This is a genomic window from Streptomyces sp. LUP47B (assembly GCF_001746295.1).
In the GTDB taxonomy this organism is placed as follows: Bacteria; Actinomycetota; Actinomycetes; order Streptomycetales; family Streptomycetaceae; genus Streptomyces.
Window position 1 is genome coordinate 54,572 of the sequence record NZ_MJAH01000002.1, and the last position, 18,830, is coordinate 73,401.

23 protein-coding genes are annotated in these 18,830 nt (G+C 69.0%); 6 read left to right on the top strand and 17 right to left on the bottom strand.

The window, feature by feature from the left end; all coding sequences use genetic code 11:
- Positions 1-57 precede the first annotated feature (57 nt).
- The 16 genes from BFN33_RS49535 to BFN33_RS06925 all read right to left on the bottom strand — a co-directional run bounded on the left by BFN33_RS49535 (position 58) and on the right by BFN33_RS06925 (position 10,145).
- Positions 58-351, bottom strand: a complete 294-nt coding sequence (locus BFN33_RS49535; RefSeq protein ID WP_079140703.1) for an HNH endonuclease — start codon at positions 349-351, stop codon at positions 58-60.
- Between the two features lie 351 nt (positions 352-702).
- The gene (locus tag BFN33_RS06860) at positions 703-1,542 is read right to left on the bottom strand and encodes a hypothetical protein (protein ID WP_069759010.1); all 840 of its coding nucleotides are present in this window, start codon (positions 1,540-1,542) and stop codon (positions 703-705) included.
- A complete protein-coding gene (locus BFN33_RS06865) occupies positions 1,539-2,222 on the bottom strand; it encodes a hypothetical protein (RefSeq protein WP_069759011.1) in 684 nt (227 codons plus the stop codon). Before BFN33_RS06865 ends, BFN33_RS06860 begins: the two co-directional genes overlap by 4 nt.
- Positions 2,219-2,470 (bottom strand): hypothetical protein, encoded by a 252-nt coding sequence (locus tag BFN33_RS06870; RefSeq protein WP_069759012.1) that lies wholly within the window; start codon positions 2,468-2,470, stop codon positions 2,219-2,221. Before BFN33_RS06870 ends, BFN33_RS06865 begins: the two co-directional genes overlap by 4 nt.
- Positions 2,467-4,068, bottom strand: coding sequence for a phage/plasmid primase, P4 family (locus BFN33_RS06875; protein WP_256122675.1), 1,602 nt, complete (start codon positions 4,066-4,068; stop codon positions 2,467-2,469). The genes BFN33_RS06870 and BFN33_RS06875 overlap by 4 nt, the downstream gene beginning before the upstream one ends.
- Positions 4,065-4,448, bottom strand: a complete 384-nt coding sequence (locus tag BFN33_RS06880) for a hypothetical protein (protein ID WP_088245278.1) — start codon at positions 4,446-4,448, stop codon at positions 4,065-4,067. The genes BFN33_RS06875 and BFN33_RS06880 overlap by 4 nt, the downstream gene beginning before the upstream one ends.
- A gap of 229 nt (positions 4,449-4,677) precedes the next feature.
- A complete protein-coding gene (locus BFN33_RS54180) occupies positions 4,678-4,803 on the bottom strand; it encodes a hypothetical protein (protein ID WP_256122676.1) in 126 nt (41 codons plus the stop codon).
- A complete protein-coding gene (locus BFN33_RS06885; RefSeq protein ID WP_069759014.1) occupies positions 4,800-5,027 on the bottom strand; it encodes a helix-turn-helix domain-containing protein in 228 nt (75 codons plus the stop codon). The genes BFN33_RS54180 and BFN33_RS06885 overlap by 4 nt, the downstream gene beginning before the upstream one ends.
- A 375-nt stretch (positions 5,028-5,402) precedes the next feature.
- Entirely contained in the window at positions 5,403-7,517 is a 2,115-nt protein-coding gene (locus tag BFN33_RS06890; RefSeq protein ID WP_107487976.1) for an FtsK/SpoIIIE domain-containing protein, read from the bottom strand.
- Positions 7,518-7,603: 86 nt separating this feature from the next.
- Positions 7,604-7,780: a DUF6257 family protein gene (locus BFN33_RS53055; protein WP_176742328.1), complete on the bottom strand. Its 177-nt coding sequence runs from the start codon at positions 7,778-7,780 to the stop codon at positions 7,604-7,606.
- 3 nt (positions 7,781-7,783) lie between these two features.
- A complete protein-coding gene (locus BFN33_RS06895) occupies positions 7,784-7,990 on the bottom strand; it encodes a hypothetical protein (protein ID WP_069759015.1) in 207 nt (68 codons plus the stop codon).
- A gap of 14 nt (positions 7,991-8,004) precedes the next feature.
- A complete protein-coding gene (locus BFN33_RS06900) occupies positions 8,005-8,316 on the bottom strand; it encodes a hypothetical protein (RefSeq protein ID WP_069759016.1) in 312 nt (103 codons plus the stop codon).
- Positions 8,313-8,936, bottom strand: a complete 624-nt coding sequence (locus tag BFN33_RS06905; RefSeq protein ID WP_069759017.1) for a hypothetical protein — start codon at positions 8,934-8,936, stop codon at positions 8,313-8,315. Before BFN33_RS06905 ends, BFN33_RS06900 begins: the two co-directional genes overlap by 4 nt.
- 187 nt (positions 8,937-9,123) lie before the next feature.
- A complete protein-coding gene (locus BFN33_RS06915; RefSeq protein ID WP_069759019.1) occupies positions 9,124-9,504 on the bottom strand; it encodes a hypothetical protein in 381 nt (126 codons plus the stop codon).
- Positions 9,488-9,730 carry a hypothetical protein gene (locus BFN33_RS06920; protein ID WP_069759020.1) on the bottom strand — a complete coding sequence of 81 codons (243 nt, stop codon included), beginning with the start codon at positions 9,728-9,730 and terminating at the stop codon, positions 9,488-9,490. The genes BFN33_RS06915 and BFN33_RS06920 overlap by 17 nt, the downstream gene beginning before the upstream one ends.
- Before the next feature lie 115 nt (positions 9,731-9,845).
- On the bottom strand, positions 9,846-10,145 hold the full coding sequence (locus BFN33_RS06925) for a hypothetical protein (RefSeq protein ID WP_141757952.1): 300 nt from the start codon (positions 10,143-10,145) through the stop codon (positions 9,846-9,848).
- Between the two features lie 183 nt (positions 10,146-10,328).
- Here BFN33_RS06925 and BFN33_RS06930 point away from each other — a divergent pair, with 183 nt between their 5' ends.
- From BFN33_RS06930 to BFN33_RS06950, 5 genes are all read left to right on the top strand, one after another.
- On the top strand, positions 10,329-12,983 hold the full coding sequence (locus BFN33_RS06930; protein ID WP_370743256.1) for a ComEC/Rec2 family competence protein: 2,655 nt from the start codon (positions 10,329-10,331) through the stop codon (positions 12,981-12,983).
- Entirely contained in the window at positions 12,964-13,842 is an 879-nt protein-coding gene (locus BFN33_RS06935) for an arylamine N-acetyltransferase (protein ID WP_069759023.1), read from the top strand. The genes BFN33_RS06930 and BFN33_RS06935 overlap by 20 nt, the downstream gene beginning before the upstream one ends.
- A gap of 38 nt (positions 13,843-13,880) precedes the next feature.
- Positions 13,881-14,126 carry a hypothetical protein gene (locus tag BFN33_RS06940; RefSeq protein ID WP_069759024.1) on the top strand — a complete coding sequence of 82 codons (246 nt, stop codon included), beginning with the start codon at positions 13,881-13,883 and terminating at the stop codon, positions 14,124-14,126.
- Positions 14,127-14,412: 286 nt separating this feature from the next.
- Positions 14,413-15,402, top strand: coding sequence for a DNA polymerase III subunit delta (gene holA, locus BFN33_RS06945; RefSeq protein ID WP_218108966.1), 990 nt, complete (start codon positions 14,413-14,415; stop codon positions 15,400-15,402).
- A 338-nt stretch (positions 15,403-15,740) separates the two neighbouring features.
- Positions 15,741-16,139 (top strand): nuclear transport factor 2 family protein, encoded by a 399-nt coding sequence (locus tag BFN33_RS06950; protein WP_069759626.1) that lies wholly within the window; start codon positions 15,741-15,743, stop codon positions 16,137-16,139.
- Positions 16,140-16,379: 240 nt separating this feature from the next.
- Here BFN33_RS06950 and rpsT read toward each other — a convergent pair whose 3' ends face one another.
- Positions 16,380-16,640, bottom strand: a complete 261-nt coding sequence (gene rpsT, locus BFN33_RS06955) for a 30S ribosomal protein S20 (RefSeq protein ID WP_057615865.1) — start codon at positions 16,638-16,640, stop codon at positions 16,380-16,382.
- A 254-nt stretch (positions 16,641-16,894) separates the two neighbouring features.
- Between rpsT and lepA the strand changes: the two genes are divergently transcribed.
- The gene (gene lepA, locus BFN33_RS06960) at positions 16,895-18,763 is read left to right on the top strand and encodes a translation elongation factor 4 (RefSeq protein ID WP_069759026.1); all 1,869 of its coding nucleotides are present in this window, start codon (positions 16,895-16,897) and stop codon (positions 18,761-18,763) included.
- The last annotated feature ends 67 nt before the right edge of the window (positions 18,764-18,830 follow it).

The following is an 18,830-nucleotide window of genomic DNA, read 5'->3' on the forward strand; positions in this document are numbered from 1 at the left end:
ACGCTGCCCTCCTAGGCAGTCCGTGGCGCGGGCCTTAGAGGTCAAGGACAGGTACAGCTACAGCAGACCGGGATGCGGCTCGTCACCGCGGAACCGAGTCGGTCGAGGCGCAGCAGCACGGAACGCGGCAGCCTCCTTGGCAGTCTTCTGCCGATGGCACGGATCGCACACACCCTGAAGGTCTTCCGGTTCGTGCCGATCGGTCATCGGGACGATGTGGTCAGCGACCGTCGACGGACGAACGCCACAGATCATGCACGTCGGCTGAGCCTCGAGCACCGCCTTACGGCGCTTCGCCCAGTCCTTCGGCAGCCGGCTCGCCCGGGTCGACGTGTGCCAGTTGCTGGCCATTGATCTACTCCTTTCGGGACGAATACACCTGGGGGGTTGGGGCCCCCGTGGATCTCTCAGCGATCGAAGACGTAATGCAGCTGACATCGCCCCCGGGTTTGGGAGTTTCGCCACGTTCCGTAACCGTCTGCTTACTCGATCCGAAAAACACCAGGGAAACCCGTACAGAAAGGGAGGTGCTATACGTCTTCGATGGCTGGAAGATCGCCCGGGAGCCCCCGTCCCCACCCCTTTGCTCCTGGTTTGCGCGGCCCGGCCGGCGAAGCGAGGCACCGGCCGGACCGCACGTGTCGACGCTGCTACGCGAGCTCGTCATGCCCGACCCACTCGCGGAGCGTCGACGTCTCATGGTCAGCCTCGCAGTGCGGTTGCGACCGCGTGCTGAGCCTGCTGGTGTGACAGTCCTGATCCCATGACCACTGCGACTGCCTGCTGCCAGCGCTCCATGGTCGACTGCCGTTGCGTGACCTCACCCGGTGTGGCGAGCTGCAAGGTGAAGTGAGGTGAGCGACTCAGGTACAGCCAGCGTGCGATGGGTGTCGCCTTGAGGTCTCGCCACTCACGCAGTGCTGGCCCGACCTCGTCGCGCAGCTTGTGGGCGAACACGTCCTCGCTGCTCGGTGCCGTGATCTCGGCGACCGCCCACAGTTCGGCGTCGCGTCCGAGGTCCTGGCCTGACGCGCGAGCGAGGATCTGCCTGTCGTTCACCAGCTGGTCGAGCTTGACGGCCGCGTTGGATGCGGTCTCCCACGGTGCGCTGATCGCTGGGTTGCGGAGGTCGATGTGCTGCTGGTCGAGGTTGGCGGGCAGCTTCTTCTCCTGCTTGGCCAGCACCTTGATGAGGGCGAGGAAGTCGGGCTGGAGTGCCCGGATCCAGCCGTCGACGTGGTCGCGGACGAGGGTGTTGTAGCGGCGGGCGATCGGTTCGAGGAAGTCGGTCCCGACCTGGTTGTGGGCGAGGGCCACGCGGTGGGCGTGGGCCCGGTCGGCGATCAGCGTCCGTAGTTCCTCGGCTGTGGCGGGGATGTCGTCGACGGTGGGCCGCTCGGGCGTCTTCATGTGGGAGGCGTCGACGGCGACCTGCCACATGCCGGCGACCTGGTCGATCTCGGCGGGTACGCCGAGGTTGCGGCGCCTGGCTACGGCGACAGCGTTCTGCGCCTTGCCGGTGTCGGCGTTGAAGGTGATCACGCGGCTTCACCGCCGTCGCCGAAGTCGGTGTCGGCGGCCCGGGAGATCTCGTGCGGCTTCAGGCCGTCGAGGATGCCGGGCATGGGCTGGCTGTAGGACTGGGCGACGTTCATCCGCCAGACGACGTCGTTGGTGTCGGGCATCTGTGCCAGCTCGATGACGTGCTTCATGAAGGCGTCGTTGCTGCCGTCCTCGTTCCACGCGTCGACGGCTCCGTGCCAGCCGCGTTCGAAGGCGACGGCGGCGACGGCTCGGGCGAGTTCGCGGTCGCCGCTGAAGTGGGCGTCCCGGATGAGCGACTCGGCCTGGTCGGCGTCGGTGACGGTGGCGGCCTGCTGGCGGGCCTGGCGGCGGGCCATGGCGGTCATGGGGTCGGCGGCGGTGCCAGCACCGAATGCCTTCCGGGCGAGCTCCTGCTTGTGCTGCTTGACCATGGCGATGTGGTTGTCGAGGGCCTGCTGGATCTGCTCGGCGGCCGGCTTGTACACCTTGGCGGCGGCGGCGCGCTTGGCTTCGGGGGTCAGATCCTTGCGCTCCCCGATCCGCTTGATGGCGTCGGTGGCGCGGTCGCGGACGGCGTCCGCCTTCGCACGGTGGGCGTCCATGGCCTTCTGGAAGTCGGACGTGTGCTGTTCGCCGGAGAGGTTGAACAGGCGCTGGAACTCGGCGGGTGTGGTCACGGATGGTTCCTTTCGGTGGCGGCCTGCTGGGCCAGGTTCTGGGCTTCGGTGACGGCGCGGGCGATGGCGTCCGGGGGCAGGAACTCGGCGAGGAGCCCGGCCATGGCGAGCACGGCGCCCTCACAGGTCGCGGCGACCTGCTCGGCGGGCAAGGTGTGGAGGAGGAGACGGACGGCCGTGTCGTCCCCGCGGAGGGCCGCCGCAGTGACGAGGGCGGCCGTCCGCACGAACTGGATCTCGGTGCTCACGCGGCATCACATCCGGGGTGCTTGGTCTGGTCGGGTTCGAGGGGTTCGAAGGGGAAGTTGCAGACCGAGCACTTCGGGGCTTCCGAATGCTGGGCCCACAATGGGCTGAGTCCCGACTCAGCCCGACTCAGAGAGCTCCCGTAGCCCTTGAGACGGGCTGAGTCGGGACTCTCGCCATTGCGGGCCGTAGTTTTCAGACCGATTCCGGAGTACGTCGGGATCTGCCGACCGGAGTCGTCTCGCGGCCGGGTCCGCTTCGCCTGCGGAACGACCGACTGAAGGTTCCGGCCGAGCATCGCCTTACTGCCGGGTCGGATGCCCTGATCCTCTGCCCAGTCCTTCCAGGCGTCCCACAGGTCATCGACGACGACCTCGTGCGTCGGGCCCTTGTCGCAGCACTCCCTCACGAACGCCGATGTAGGCGACGCGGTGTCCTGCATGGTGGTGACGGCATCTGCGGAGCCGGGGGGTTCCGTGATGTGGCCGTTCTTCTCCAGACGGGCGAGCCCGTCGAGGGCCCAGTTGAGGATGCCGGGCATCTCCGCGGAGAGCTTGTCCGTGAGGTCGGTGTCCTCCTTGCCGAGCCACGAGACCTCCATGTTGAGGACGATGAATCGGCGGGCGATCACTCCGGACGCGTCGCCGAAGTTCGGCAGCTCATTCGAGAGGATCATGAGCCGGGTCGGCATCTTGCCGGTCCACGGGTCGCGGAACTTCCGGTCGACGTCGATGGTGTCCTCACCGGAGATGGTGAGGAGACGCTCGACGACCTGGTGACCGTCACGGCCGGCGAGACGCGCGTCGGAGATGACTGCGAGGGACTTGCCGAGCAGCGGCGACAGTCCGAAGTTCGTGGCCAGTCCGGCGAGCGTCGGGCCTGCCATGTTGCCCTTGCCGACCAGGTTGGTCAGGATGCGGGCGATCGTGCCCTTGCCCGATCGGGTCGGGCCGACGATGAGCACGATCTTCTGCTGGTCGGTGCGCCCTGAGAGGACGTAGCCGAACCACTCTTGAAGGGCAGCGATGGACTCGGGGCTGTCCGGCCATACGCCCTTGAGGAACTGCTCCCAAGTGGGGGCGGTCGCATCCGGGTCGAAGTCGAACGGCACCGAGACGAGGTTGAAGAACCCTGGGGTGAGCGGCAGTAGTTCGCGGTCCTGGACCCTCAACAGGCCGTTGGTGCATGCCACGATGGGGCTTTCAACTCCGTGCGTATAAGAATGCTCAGAGTCCCGACTCAGCCCGTCTCGGGAGATCCATTCCGGTGCGTCGACGGACGGCCGCAGGTGGGTGACGGCGGAGATCGCCTCCATCAGATCGGAGATCTTCCGCTTCGTCGGCGACCACGGCTTGACGACCGGTACGCCGTGCTTGTCGAGGCCGGCGACGTACTCAGCGTGTTCCAGCTTCTTGTACAGGCTGGCCCGGACCTCCTGGTCGTCCATCTCGCGCCAGTACGAGCCCTCCCAACGCATCCACGTTCCCCGCCAGTAGCGGCGAGTCTGCAGGCCCGTCTCTTTGTGGTGCCAGGCAGGCGCCAGCTGGCGAGCAACAGCCATCGGGTTGGTGGGCGGCGGCATATCGCGTTCGTCAGTCACGCTGCCTCCTTCCTGGCGCAGTCGATGTACCGTCCGGGCTGGCCCGGGATACGGATCGGTGGCCATCCGGGGGTGGCCTTGAGGACGTGCGGGGGCTTCGGCCTGGCCGCGGCGTCGAGCTCGGCGCGGGTCCGCCGCTCAGCCAGGGAGGGCCGACTGCGGGACGCCTCACGGAACCAGGCGAGGAGCGCCTCCTCGTCGCCGTACTTCCGCCAGAGTTCGGCGGCGGAAAGAGCGGCAGCAAGGCGACGAGGGTCGTCGGGGTGCAGGGCCTGCCACTCGGCGGACCCGTACTTGGGGTGATCCTTGGCGAAGTACGAGATCCGGGCGTCGGCCCACAGCTGCACGAACGCGTCGAGGTCGGGGGCGTCGTCGGTCATGCCGCCCCCTTGAACTCAAGGGTGTAGACGGCTCCGCACGGCGCGGTCTTCCGACCGAGCGCCACATGTCGATGCCAGTCACGACACTTGGGGCAGCGGGCCGCGAACTCGGTGCGGCCAGAGGTCTGGACGGGGACAGGGCGGGCGATCTGCTCTACAGTTCCTTCTGCGCCCACCGCGTTTTCATGAGAAGGCCCTGACTGCAACAGGGCCTTCTCTGCGTTCTGGATCATGCTGCTTGTTGCCCTTCTTCAGGGGCTTGCTCGGGAAGCTGTCGCAGCCTCATGAGGGCGACGATGCGCCGGAGTTGTTCGTCTGTGGGTTCGCCGATCGCGTCGGCCAGCGGGTTGTTCATGCGGCCCGTCCGGTCAGTTCGGCTTCAGTGAGAAGGTCGTCGACTGGCCGGCCGAGGGTGTCGGCGATGGCAGCCAGGACGGTGACGCTCGGGGTGACGCGCCCCATCTCGTACTCGTGGATGCTGTAGGCAGATCGGCCTACGCTCACGGCGAGTTGCTCGGGGGAGATGCCTGCCGACTTGCGGGCTTCGCGGAGTCGACGGCCGGAGAAGTTCCGTGCCATGGAAGGTCCCTTGGAAAACACGAACGCCGAGCACGTGGGCGACTCGTCTTGAGTCACGCACTGCCCGGCGCCTTTGGAACCTCCTGGGTGGCACCGCTGGCCTTACTCGACAGGGGTTCTCCACCGGGGTGAACCTGCCTGCCGCCTGGGGCTAGCAGCTCGACATTCTCATGTCGAATTGCCGGGCAGCGTACTACGGGTGATCGGCTACGTAAATGGGTGATGTTGGGGAGGGAGGCGACGGAGGGGAGGCCAGCACCCCGTTTCAGGGGTACGGAGCAGTCCGTAGCGTCGCCTCCCTCGCCTCCCTGACTGGCCATTTCTGCAGGTCATGTACAGGGAGGCAGGGTAGGGAGGCGGGTAGGGAGAACTCCCCTACTCTTCGGTGTCTCCCTCGTCGTCGACGTCGTCGTCCCGGGCCGCGATGGCGTCAAGAATCCGGTCGAGGCTGACGTGCATCTTGCCGCCGTTGGTCTTGTACTCGCCGTGTCCGGCGCCGTCCAGGACGGCCTTCAGGTCCCGGGGCGACCACGAGCCGTACTCGACGGGGTTGCGATCCTTCAGCCCGTGCAGCACGTCGAGGGTGAGCATCTTCGTCTCGTGGCCGAGGACGGCCGCGATGTCGGCGAGATGGTCGACGGGGGCGAACGTCGGAGCCTCGGGGGCGGCACTCCCGTCGTACAGGGCCATGGCCCGCTCGACGACCGGCGTCACCTCGTCGATGCCGGCCTCTTTCCGCACGTAGTAGGAGCGGATCAGCCCGGGAGTCTTCCCGAAGCCCGCGGCCATGGCGGTCCCGACGTCTTCACCTGCGACGAGGGTCGTCGCCGAGTAGCCGTTCTTGTGCATGCCGGTGCCGAGGATGGCGTCGTTGCCCTGGTGGTCGTTGATCGCGAACGCGACCCGATGCGAGACGGTCTTGGAGATCCCGCGCGGCAGGCTCGCCGCATCCGCATCCGGGGTGATCCACAGCAGCATGATGGCCGTCTTCCTGGCCTTCTTGGTGACCTTCAGCGCCAGCTCCTTGGCCTCCTTGCCGTACTCCTTGTGGGTGAACAGCTCGTGGACCTCGTCGAACACGACAATCCGGGGCCGCATGGACGGGTCGCGCTCCGCCATCTCGCGCGTGACCTTGGTGTCCGTGCCGATGCGCTCGAGCTCCTGCCCGCGGCGGGACACCTCGCTGGCCAGGGCGCGCAGCGTGTCCATGGCCGCAACCACATGCTCGGCGTCGTCGCCCTTGACCAGGCTCCGCAGGCGGGGCCGCATCGGGTCGTAGTCGTTGTTGTACGCCAGAACGTGCACGTCGATCTCGACCAGCGGGTCGAGCATCGCGCCGAGGAGCAGCGAGACGACCAGCGACGACTTACCCGAACCCATGATTCCGGCGATCAGGTAGTTAGCTGCCATCAGCCGCCCGATGACCTGCTCGCCGCGGGCGTTGAGTGCGACGGGTACGCCCCGGAAGAAGTCGGTGGTGCCCTCGGTCAGGAGCGGCCAGGGCGGTACCGGCTTGGTGAGGACGCCGGGGTCGGCGACCCACAGGTCGAGGACGCCGGCCTGGTCGCGCGGCTCGGTCGGCCAGACCTCGATCGCCTTACGCATCAGGTTGTGGGCGAGGATCTGCTTCTTGTCGGCGATCATCTCGACGGGTACGCCCTCGGGGAGCTGCAGCTGCGCGTGCCAGCCGTTCCCGGAGCGGGTGGACGGCTGTACCCAGCGAGGCTTCCAGCCCTCCTTGATGGCCGCGTTCAGCGGGGGGATGCCGAGCTTGCCCAGGGCGCGCATGATGGCGTTCTCGTCTGGTACGACGCCCCGCTCGTCGCCGTCGACGGGCAGTGCCCAGGTCGGGGCGGCCTGCTGGTTGCGTCCGACCGCCCACACTGCGGCCAGGGCGATAAACGGCAGGGAGGTCAGCAGCGGATCCCACACGATTCCGGCGATGAACGCGGCCCACCCGATCAGCTCGACGACCGTGTTCAACGGCGTGAGGACGTCGTGGACGTCGTGGTTGGCCCAGGCAAGCATGATGCCGAGGATCAGCAGGATGCCGGTGCCGGCCGCGGTGCCCGTGGCTACAGCCTTGGGGGCGTTGAGGGCCAGCTGCAGCAGCTCCATCCGCCTGCGGTGCCGGGACATGCGGTAGATGTACGCACGCTGCTCCCAGTCGCGGGCGACCTCCTCATTGCCGGAAGCCTCGGCGATCCGCATCATCCGCTCGTGCCGGGCCGTCGTGCGGGCGTCCCAGGTACGGCGGGTGAGGATGCGGGTACCGCCGACGACATACGAGGTATGGCGGACGGTGAAGCGGTACGCGGGGTTCGTGCGGGTCTCGACGACGACCCGGCGCAGCGAGTCGATACGTACCCGACGCCGGGCGCGGGACTCCTTGCTCGCGGGTACGTCAGGTACAGGCGTACCCGCCTTGGTGGTGTCGAGTACGGCCGCATCCAGTGCGGCCTGTGCCGCAGATACGAGACTGTCCGTCATGCTGGTCTCTCCTGGTTGCTCGATGGGTGATCGGGGACATGGGGCGGCCGGTGTACCTGGCCGGGTACGGCCGCCCCGTGGCGTACCTACTTGCCGCTCTTGCGGCGCTCCGCCTGCTTCTCGATGCGCTCGACGCGGCGCTGCAGGTCGCTCAGGTCGACGGTGTCGCCGGCCACGCTGCGCTTCGCCATCCGGGCGTGCAGGGCGATGAGGCGGGCCTTCTCGCCGCGGGTGAAGTCCCTGAAGCTGAGGTCGTCGGCCATGGGTCAGACCCCCGTCTGCATCTCGGGCAGGGCGTTGGCGATGGCGGTGTAGGAGCGGGAGACGTCCGCCCACGCGGCGGAGGCTGCAGCGAGCTGCGGCACCCTTCCCTGGCGGTCGCTGTTGTCGGCGGCGTTCTCGGCCTTCCCGGCGTACACCTTGGCGAGGCGGGCGGCGTTGATGGCCTCGTTGAGGGCCTGCTGACGGTTCACGGGATTCCTCCTGGTCAGTGGGTCTTCTGGAAGTCGCGCCACATGGCGCGCAGGACGAGGGCGAGGATCGCGACGGAGATCCCGCCGATGGCGAAGGCGATGAACCCGATCGCGATGCCGACGCTGCCGACGCACACGGCGCAGCCGATGGCCAGCCACTCGCCGGTGCTGCGGCCCTGCTTGTGCTGGTGGTCGCAGGCGGGTGCCGGGACGGACTGCTGCGCCATCTTGGCGACCTCCATCGCGGCGAACGCCAGCTGTACGGCGGCCGTGTCGACGGATGCCTCCTTCACCGCGGCCTCCGCCTTGTCGAGGGCGTCGCTCATGACAGCTCGCCTTCGAGTACGGCGCGGATACGCTTCGCGCGGGCCTGCCCGATCCCGTACCTGTCCTTGAGATCGCGGTACGTCGGGATCTGGCCGTTGAAGTCGACGCGGACATCCGCGATGAGCTCGTCGTCGTCATCGGGTACAGCGACGGATACGCGAGTACGCGGCTCGTCGGCGGCGAGTACGGGCGCCGCAAGCTCCCGGGCCGTCTCGGGTACACGCTCGACCGTGGCGGCCGGAACCTCTTGGATAACATCCAAGAGGTTCGGCTCGGCGGGTGCCGGTTGCTCGTCTCGGGCGAGGGCGTGGGTACGCCAGATCGCCGCGGGTACGAGCAGCGACACCACGACGACGAGCCAGCCGTTGACGGGCATCACGTGCGAGTCGAGCAGGTGCGCCGAGACCTGAGCCGCACACATCAGCAGCAGCGACAGGGCGATGTCGAACGCCCGGAACCGCTTCAGTGCGGCGATGGCGTAGGCGTCGATGGCGACCGGCAGCATCACGGCTACGGCCTCTTGCGCGCCGAGACGGCGAGCAAGGCTGTATTCGGCGGTCGCGGTGAAGACGACGCCGGCCGCCAACGACACGTGGGCAAGCCACTTCGCGGGGATCATTCCCCTACCTCTCCTCCGACGCGGGCGACCTTGTGGGCGCAGAGATTCACGCCGTGCCGGTCGCCGGTTCGGTTTGCGGTGATCAGGTCGGCGAGGATCGCCGGAACGGACGGGATGGGACGCGGCGACCGCTCGCACGCACGGATCGCGGCGTGCTCGGTCGGGCGCGGGATGGGCCACTTGGAGGTCACAGCACGTCACCCCGCAGGCGGATCGCTTCGGCGGCGACCTTCTCCAGGCGGACGGCAGCGGTGCGCAGCACGCCGGCGATGTGCGTGACTTCTTCGGCCTCGTACTCGGCCGACAGGTCCAGCTCGACGACGACCCGCGGCACCAGCTCGACGAACGGCGCCCACGACATCCACGTCCGCATCAGCGACTGGACGCCGTAGGAGAACGTGTCAGCCGACGCCTTCACGCGAACCGAATTGTGGGTGATGTCGTTGCGGCCGATGCCCTGCCCGACCTGCCAGCCGTGACCGATGCACCAGGCGGGCTCGTCGATAGTGACCGGTCCGAAGTCGATGGTGTCCAAGGTGACCGTGCGGGGATCACTCACCTTCGTCACCCCGCTCCCGCTCCTCGGCGAGGAACTCGGCAACCTTCGGGAACGCCCGCTCCACAGACGCCTGAGCGTCCGCCTGCTCGATGACGGTGAGGGCCGCGCGCATCGTGGCGCGCAGCTCGCCGTTCTGGGCGGCCAGGTCGCGGATGTAGATGGTGGACTTGGCCGGCTGGCCCAGCGCCCCCGCGAGGAGACGCTGAACCAGGGCCAGCGCGTCGCGCTCGTTCACGCGGACCACCGCCGACGGCGGGACTTGGTGGCGAGACGGCGGGCGTCCCTCTTAGACAGCCGTTCCGGCGAGAAGTCGTCGCGGGTCCGGTCGACGTTGTGGTTGCGGCGCGGCATCACTCACCACCCTCGACGCGGGTCGTCTTGATGGGCGCCGGCATGTCCGGCACCGGCACCCCGAAGACCTGGGCGAGGAGGTAGCGGGCCACGGTGTCGTGCTCCAGCTCGGAGCGGTTGAGCGGCATGGTGAGCAGCAGCTCGCCCGTCTTCCGCTGCACGACCGCCCCGAAGAACTCGCGGTCGGTGATCTCGGAGTCGATGAGCGTGACGCCCAGCTCGTTGATGAGCACGGACAGAGGTGCGTCCATCAGGTGATCGACGGACGGCTTGAGCATGGCGATGGCAGAATGTGCCATGGCGGTCTCCTGGTTGAGTCAGGTGATCCGTTAGGCCCCTTCACGGTGTTCCCGCACCGAGTTGGGGCCGCCGCACGTTCTGGGGTGCGGACTTTGCGCTTTGCTAGATACCCATAGAACACTCGGCGACCGCCGTTTCGCCGATCTGCGGAATCTCGTACAGCCATGAGGCACGGCTCCAGGATGCGGCGAGAGCAGGAAAGTGAGTCGTCGGTACGGGCGGCTGTGCACGCTGCCTCGGGGAAGCGGCTCGGGGACGCCCACCCCCGCCAGGAAGGGCCTACGGATCTGCGGCTGGTCCCGGCGGCGCTCGCGGCCTGGGGCACGGCCGCCGTGACCCTGAACGCATCGTCGGGGTGGGTCACGGGAGTGGTGGCGGGGTGCCTGGTCCTCGCCTGCGTGTTGTTGTCGGGACGGTGGCACGGAGTGCGGGGCCCGGGAAGGGGCGGCCGGGTGGCGGTCGCGGCTGTGCTGCTCTGTGTCGCGGCGGCCGCCGCGTCCGCCGGGCTGCACGGGGCCGATCTGCGACGGGGACCGGTGCCCGCGCTGGCCCGGCAGTACGCCACCGTGACCGCCGAGGTCGAGGTGACCTCCGACCCCCGGCTGACTCGGCCCCGGATCACAGGGGACCATGCGGCCCCGACCGCCGTCGTCATCGGCGCCGATGTCCGGCGGGTGGAGACGGCGGACGGGCGGGCGGTGGCGACGCGGGCGCCGGTGCTGTTGATCGTCGATGCGCGTGCGGGGGTCGGCTCGGGTGCACAGGGGCCCCGTAGTGCGCCGTCGGCCGTGGAAGGTCCGGCTCGGTCTCCCTGGCTCGGGTTGTTGCCGTCCACGCGGGTGCGGGTCACCGCGCGTGCCGCGCCGACGTTGACCGGGGGTGACCGGGTCGCGGCCGTACTGCGGGTGCGGGACCGGGGAGGGCCCGAGGTGGTGGGGGAGGCGTCGGGGACGCAGCGGTTCGCGGGGCGGTTGCGGGAAGGGCTTCGCAAAGCCACCGACGGGCTGCCGGCGGACGCCCGGGCGCTGTTGCCGGGGCTGGTCGTCGGGGACACCTCGCGGATCACGCCAGAGTTGGACGAGGCCTTCAAGGAGACCGACCTCGCACACACGCTCGCCGTGTCCGGCAGCAACCTGACGATCCTGCTCGCCCTGCTCATCGGGCCGCCCGGACTCGCCCAACTCGTCGAGCGACGGGGACTGGCGCCCCGCCTCGGGGTGTCGCTGCGGACGACCGCGTTGCTCGGCGGCGGGCTCACGCTGGGATTCGTCGTCGTGTGCCGGCCGGACCCGAGCGTGCTGCGGGCCGCGGCCTGCGGGGCAGTCGCGTTGCTCGCCCTCGCGACCGGACGCCGCAGATCACTGATCCCGGCGCTGGCGACGGCCGTACTGCTGCTGGTGCTGTACGACCCGTGGCTGGCCCGCAGTTACGGCTTTCTGCTCTCCGTGCTGGCCACCGGAGCCCTGCTCACGCTCGCGCCGCGCTGGAGCCTGGCGTTGCGCCGGCGCCGGGTGCCGCCGCCGCTGGCGGAGGCGTTGGCCGCCGCGGCCGCCGCGCAGGCCCTGTGCGCGCCGGTGGTCGCCGTGCTGTCGGCGCGGGTGAGCCTGGTGGCGGTGCCGTGCAATCTGCTCGTGGAGTTCGCGGTCGCCCCGGCCACGGTGCTCGGCTTCGCGGCGCTGGCGACGGCACCCGTGGCGATGCCGGTGGCCAAGGCGCTTGCCTGGTGCGCGAGTTGGCCCGCCGGGTGGATCGCGGACGTCGCCCGGACCGGGGCGTCTTTGCCCGGCGGGGGAGTGGACTGGCCGGGCAGCTGGACAGGGGCGGGGCTGCTCGCTCTCGTCACCGGGCTCCTGCTGCTCGTCGGGCGACGGCTGCTGAGACATCCCTGGTGGTGTGCCGTCTGCGCCCTGGCGTTCGTGCTGGCGGTCGTGCAGCCGCCACCGCTGACCCGGGTGATCACGGGCTGGCCACCGCCGGGCTGGCGGCTGGCGATGTGCGACGTGGGCCAGGGCGACGCGACAGTGCTGGCGGCGGGCGAGGGCACGGGAGTGGTCGTGGACGCCGGACCCGATCCGGGGCTCGTCGACGACTGTCTGCGCACGCTCGGCATCACCAAGGTCCCGCTCGTGGTACTGACCCATTTCCACGCCGACCATGTGGCGGGGCTGGCCGGGGTGCTGCGGGGACGGTCGGTGGGGGCGATCGAGACGACGGGGTTCGAGGAGCCGCTGGACCAGGCCGAGGCGGTACGGCGGGAGGCGGCCGCTCGGCGCATTCCGGTGACGCGTGCCGTGGCCGGCGAGGAGCGGCGTACGGGGCCGCTGACCTGGGAGGTGCTGTGGCCGCCGGCAGACCCGGCGACGATGGCGGCGACAGACGGGCCGAACGACGCCAGCGTCACGATGCTCGTACGGTCCGCCGGGCTGCGCTTCCTCCTCCTCGGGGACCTCGAACCACCGGCCCAGCAGGAGCTGTTGAGGTCACCGGCGGGTGCGCGGCTGGCCGGGGTGGACGTCCTCAAGGTCGCTCATCATGGTTCGGCTTACCAGGACCCGGAGCTGATACGCCGGGCCGCCCCGCGGCTCGCGCTCATCTCAGTCGGCGCCGACAACTCGTATGGCCATCCGGCTCCCAATACGGTCGCCGCGCTGCGGGCCGGGGGCGCGGTGGTGCTGCGGACGGACCGGGACGGGGCGCTGGCGGTCGCCGGGGCGGGCGGCGGAAACGGAGACGGAGACGGAGGTGGTGCGGGTCGAGGTGGCGGTGAAGGCGGTGGCGCGAGCGGTGCGGAGCTGCGGGTGGCGCGAGACTGGAGGCATGAATCCCACACAGGTTGACGCATACCTCCGCCGACTGGGAGTCCAGCACCCGGCGTGGCCCACCGTGGAGGTCCTGCGCGAACTGCATCTGCGCCATCTGCAAACCGTCCCCTTCGAGAACCTGTCGGTCCACCTCGGCGAGGAGATCGTGCTGGAGGAGGAGCGGCTGGTGGAGAAGGTGGTGGGTGCCCGGAGGGGAGGGTTCTGCTACGAACTGAACGGGGTGTTCGGGGCGTTGCTGGCCGCGCTCGGCTTCGACGTCACGCTGCTCGCCGGCCGGGTGTACGGGGACGAGGGGCGGCTCGGTATCCCGTACGACCATCTCGCGCTGCGGGTGCGGACGGTGGACGGGGGCGAGTGGCTGGCCGATGTCGGGTTCGGGGCGCACAGCCACTATCCGCTGGCGTTCGGGGCGCGGGGTGAGCAGGAGGATCCCGGCGGCACCTTTCGGATCGTCGAGGCGGGGCCGGATGCCGCCGGGGTGCGGAGCGGGGACGGTGCGGTGATGAAGGCAGGGGGTGACGCCGCGGACCTGGACGTCCTCATGGGCGGCAGGAGCCAGTACCGGCTGGAGGTGCGGCCCCGGGTGCTCGGTGATTTCGTGGCCGGGGCCTGGTGGCACAGCACCTCGTCGGCCTCGCACTTCACCCGGTCACTGGTGTGTTCGAGGGTGACGGAGGACGGCGGACGGATCACGCTCAGCGGTCGTACCTTCAAGGTGACGGCGGCCGACGGGGCGCGGGAGGAACGGGAGTTGGAGACGGACGAGGAGGTGCTGGAGGTGTACCGGGAGAGATTCGGTGTCGAGCTCGACCGGGTGCCGGCCGTGCGTCACCCCGACGGGAACGGCGGTGTGCAGGCCGTGTCCAAGGGGTGAGCGCTCGGGGCACCGGGGCCGAGCTGGAAAATGGTGCCGTGAGCGATGTGAGACATGTGCTGGTGCTGCCCGATCGGGATGCCGCGGAGGAGGTCGTCGAGGCGCTCTCGGAGCGGTTCGGGATGGATGAGGAGCCGCTGGTCGTTCGGGACGCGCTGGCGGGGGAGGACGACGCGGAGGACGCGCAGTGGCTCGTGGTGCTGCGGGATGCGGCGGGGCGGCTGGACGCCGGGGAGCTGAATGAGTTCGTGGGGGAGTGGGAGGGGTGGCGGGAGGAGCCGTGAGCCTGCGGCGCGGCTTGGCCGGGTGAGGTGACGCCTGGTTCGTCAGGTGAGGCCCGGTGGGGGGATGAGTTTTCGCTCGCCCGCGTCGGCGGGGTGCTGCGCAGGCAGCGCTGTTGGGCCGGCGTGACCGCACCCGTCCCGGAGCGCGAGGAACTGCGCGGCCAACCCGCACCAGCGCCCCACCAGCGCCCCACCAGCGCGCCACCAGGTCTCGGGCATCCCCCTGCCGTTCCGCCCATCGGCCGCAGCTACTGCGCTGTCAGTGCCCCGTGCCATGCTGTACGCGATGGCCAAGAAGACTGCTCATGACGACCTCCTCGCCCCTGTGACCCTTGCCGTGGGGCAGGAGGAGCTCCTGCTCGACCGGGCCGTGCGGGCGGTGGTCGCTGCCGCTCGGGCCGCCGATGCGGATACGGATGTGCGGGATCTGAATCCGGAGCAGCTGCAGCCGGGGACGCTCGCCGAGTTGACCAGTCCGTCGTTGTTCGCGGAGCGCAAGGTCGTGGTCGTGCGCAATGCGCAGGATCTCTCCGCCGACACCGTCAAGGATGTGAAGGCGTATCTCGGGGCGCCCGCCGAGGAGATCACCCTCGTGCTGCTGCACGCGGGGGGAGCCAAGGGCAAGACACTGCTCGACGCCGCGCGGAAGGCGGGGGCGCGAGAGGTCCTCTGTCCGAAGATGACCAAGCCGGCGGACCGGCTGGCCTTCGTGCGGCAGGAGTTCCGGGGGACGGGTCGGTCGGCCACCCCCGAGGCGTGCCAGGCTCTGGTCGATGCCATCGGAAGTGATCTGCGGGAGCTGGCGTCCGCCGTGTCTCAGCTGGTCGCGGATGTCGAGGGGACGATCGACGAGGCCGTCGTGGGGCGGTACTACACGGGGCGGGCCGAGGCTTCCAGTTTCACCGTTGCCGACCGGGCCGTGGAGGGGCGGGCCGCGGAGGCGCTGGAGGCGTTGCGGTGGTCGTTGTCGACCGGGGTCGCGCCGGTCATGATCACCAGTGCGCTGGCCCAGGGCGTGCGGGCGATCGGGAAGCTGTCGTCCGCACGGGGCGGACGGCCCGCCGATCTCGCGCGTGAGCTGGGGATGCCGCCCTGGAAGATCGATCGGGTGCGGCAGCAGATGCGGGGGTGGACGCCGGACGGGGTCGCCATTGCGCTGCGGGCCGTGGCCGAGGCGGATGCGGGGGTGAAGGGCGGGGGGGACGATCCCGGGTACGCCCTGGAGAAGGCGGTTGTGGCGATTGCCCGTGCGGCGCGGTCTCGGGGACGGGGTTAGTCCGCATTACGTCCCGTGGTGCGGGAGCCGTCACGCCATCGAGGGTGCCCCGCATTGCCGTAGCGCGTCTGCGGCATGCGCTGTGGTCGGCCGCGCAGTTCCCTGCGCCCCTTCGGGCGCTGACCTGGCCCCATCGGGCCCGTCTGCTCGGCGGTCGGCGGTCAGCGGCACCATGCCCAGGCCCAGGACCAGGCCCAGGCCCCCGCACCGATCTGGCCCCCGCGCCGTGCCCCACCGCCCATTGGGCACCCTCCTCCTGCTGTGGCTCCCCCCGGTGCTCGGGAGGAGAATCGTCGTGTCAGCCAACATCGCCGGACAACGGAGAGGTGGCGGTCGTCATGGCTGAGCATCCGCACACAGCGCTCGTTCGCAAGGGGTTCGAGGCGTTCATGCGGGGGGATATGGACACCCTGCGGGAGTTGATCGCGAAGGACGCCACGCATCACGTGCCCGGTAGTCACCCGCTCTCGGGGGACTTCAAGGGGCAGGACGCGATCATCGACATGTATCAGCGGCTCGGGCAGGAGACCGGCGGATCGATGCGTCTGGAGATGCTCGGGATCGCCGTGGACGGGCGTGGTCACGCCGTCGGGATGAGCCGGGTCACGGCCGAGCGGAAGGGCCGGCGGCTGGACGACACCGGGTGCATCGTGTTCCGGATCGTCGGGGACAAGGTCACCGACATCGACGAGTGCGTCGAGGACATCGACAAGAGCAATGAGTTCTGGTCGGACTGAGCCACCCGGCAGACAGGACTCCACGCACGTCATGACGAAGGCCCCGGTCACCCTGCCCTGGGGAAGGACACGGCACCGGGGCCTTCGGTCCAAGCTGTCGGAGTCACGCCCGCGTGGCGAACGCAGGCCGCGCGTGGCTCCTGGGAGCCGGTCGGGAGCGGATGAGAGAGGGCCCGCTCTGGTCCTTCCGGCGGTTCGGTCCCGTGGGAACGGGACCGGTCAGATCAGAAAGAGTCAGGCTTAGAGGCCGGCGACCTTCGAAGCAAGCGCCGACTTCTTGTTGGCGGCCTGGTTCTTGTGGATGACGCCCTTGGCGACGGCCTTGTCGAGCGCACGCGCAGCAGCGCGCTGGTACTCGGTGGCCTTCTCGGCGTCACCCGCGGCAGCGGCCTCACGGGCCTTGCGGATCGCGGTCTTCAGGGAGGACTTGACGGCCTTGTTGCGCAGCCGGGCCTTCTCGTTGGTCTTGATCCGCTTGATCTGGGACTTGATGTTCGCCACGAATGAGCCTCTACAGGTTCAGGCACGGGGCCAGGAGGATTCCCACGAAGGAAACCCAGGGTCCCGTACCAGGTGATTTCTCGGAGTTGTGCCTCGCGCTGAGAGGGCATGAGGACACAGCCACTCAGAGTACCAGCGGCTCCGTGAGTGGCCCAAACCGGTCGCCGGTCCCCGCCCGTGGGACCATGGAGGCTACGTATAGATCCGACCCGAGACCGCAGACACTGCGGACGCCTCAAGAATCAGGACCCTGCGTGCCCGCGATCCCCAGCCACGTGCCCGAGCCGAGCCGTACCGACCCGGCTCAGATCCGCAACTTCTGCATCATCGCGCACATCGACCACGGCAAGTCCACGCTCGCCGACCGGATGCTCCAGCTGACCGGTGTGGTCGACCAGCGCCAGATGCGTGCTCAGTATCTCGACCGCATGGACATCGAGCGTGAGCGCGGAATCACGATCAAGTCGCAGGCGGTGCGTCTGCCGTGGGCCCCGACCCATGACAAGAACGACACGCACATTCTCAACATGATCGACACCCCGGGGCACGTCGACTTCACCTACGAGGTCTCGCGGTCGCTCGCCGCCTGTGAGGGCACCGTCCTCCTCGTCGACGCCGCTCAGGGCATCGAGGCCCAGACCCTCGCCAACCTCTACCTGGCGATGGAGAACGACCTCAAGATCATCCCCGTGCTGAACAAGATCGACCTGCCGGCCGCCCAGCCGGAGAAGTTCTCCGAGGAACTCGCCAACCTCATCGGCTGCGACCCCGAGGACGTCCTCAAGGTCTCCGCCAAGACCGGGCTCGGCGTCGAGGCGCTGCTCGACAAGGTGGTGGCGGAGGTTCCCGCCCCGGTCGGCGTCCAGGACGCTCCGGCCCGCGCGATGATCTTCGACTCCGTCTACGACTCCTACCGGGGCGTGGTGACGTACGTACGAGTCATCGACGGACAGCTCAACAAGCGCGAGCGCATCCGGATGATGTCCACGAACGCCACGCACGAACTGCTGGAGATCGGGACCAACTCGCCGGAGATGCTCTCCGCAGACGGTCTGGGTGTCGGCGAGGTGGGCTACATCATCACCGGCGTGAAGGACGTCCGTCAGTCCAAGGTCGGTGACACGATCACCACCCTGCACAAGGGTGCGACCGAGGCGCTCGGCGGCTACAAGGACCCGAAGCCGATGGTCTTCTCGGGCCTGTATCCGCTGGACGGCTCCGACTACCCCGAGCTGCGCGACGCCCTCGACAAGCTCCAGCTCAACGACGCAGCGCTGGTCTACGAACCGGAGACCTCCGCCGCCCTCGGCTTCGGCTTCCGCGTCGGTTTCCTGGGCCTGCTGCACCTCGACGTGATCCGCGAGCGGCTGGAGCGCGAGTTCGGGCTCGACCTCATCGCCACCGCGCCGAACGTGGTCTACCGCGTCGTGATGGAGGACGGTTCCGAGCACACCGTCACCAACCCGAGCGAGTTCCCCGAGGGGAAGATCGACGACGTGTACGAGCCCGTCGTACGCGCCACGATCCTCGCGCCCTCCGAGTTCATCGGGTCGATCATGGAGCTGTGCCAGACCCGGCGCGGCACCCTGCTCGGCATGGACTACCTCTCCGAGGACCGGGTCGAGATCCGCTACACGCTTCCGCTCGCGGAGATCGTCTTCGACTTCTTCGACCAGTTGAAGTCCAAGACGCGCGGCTATGCATCCCTGGACTACGAGCCCACCGGCGAGCAGGCCTCCAGCCTGGTCAAGGTCGACATCCTGCTGCACGGCGACAAGGTGGACGCGTTCTCGGCGGTCACCCACAAGGACGCGGCCTATGCCTACGGTGTGCGGCTCGTCGCCAAGCTGCGCGAGCTCATCCCGCGGCAGGCCTTCGAGGTGCCCATCCAGGCCGCCATCGGCTCCCGGGTCATCGCCCGCGAGACCATCCGCGCCATCCGCAAGGACGTCCTCGCCAAGTGCTACGGCGGTGACATCTCCCGTAAGCGGAAGCTCCTTGAGAAGCAGAAGGAAGGCAAGAAGCGGATGAAGATGGTGGGTTCCGTGGAGGTTCCGCAGGAGGCCTTCATCGCGGTGCTCTCCAGCGATGACAGCGCGGGGTCGGGCAAGGGCAAGAAGTAACCGCGGGTTACACACGGTTACCCGTCGAATCGGACGGAAAGGGGTCCGTCGTGCGAAAGTGCGGTGG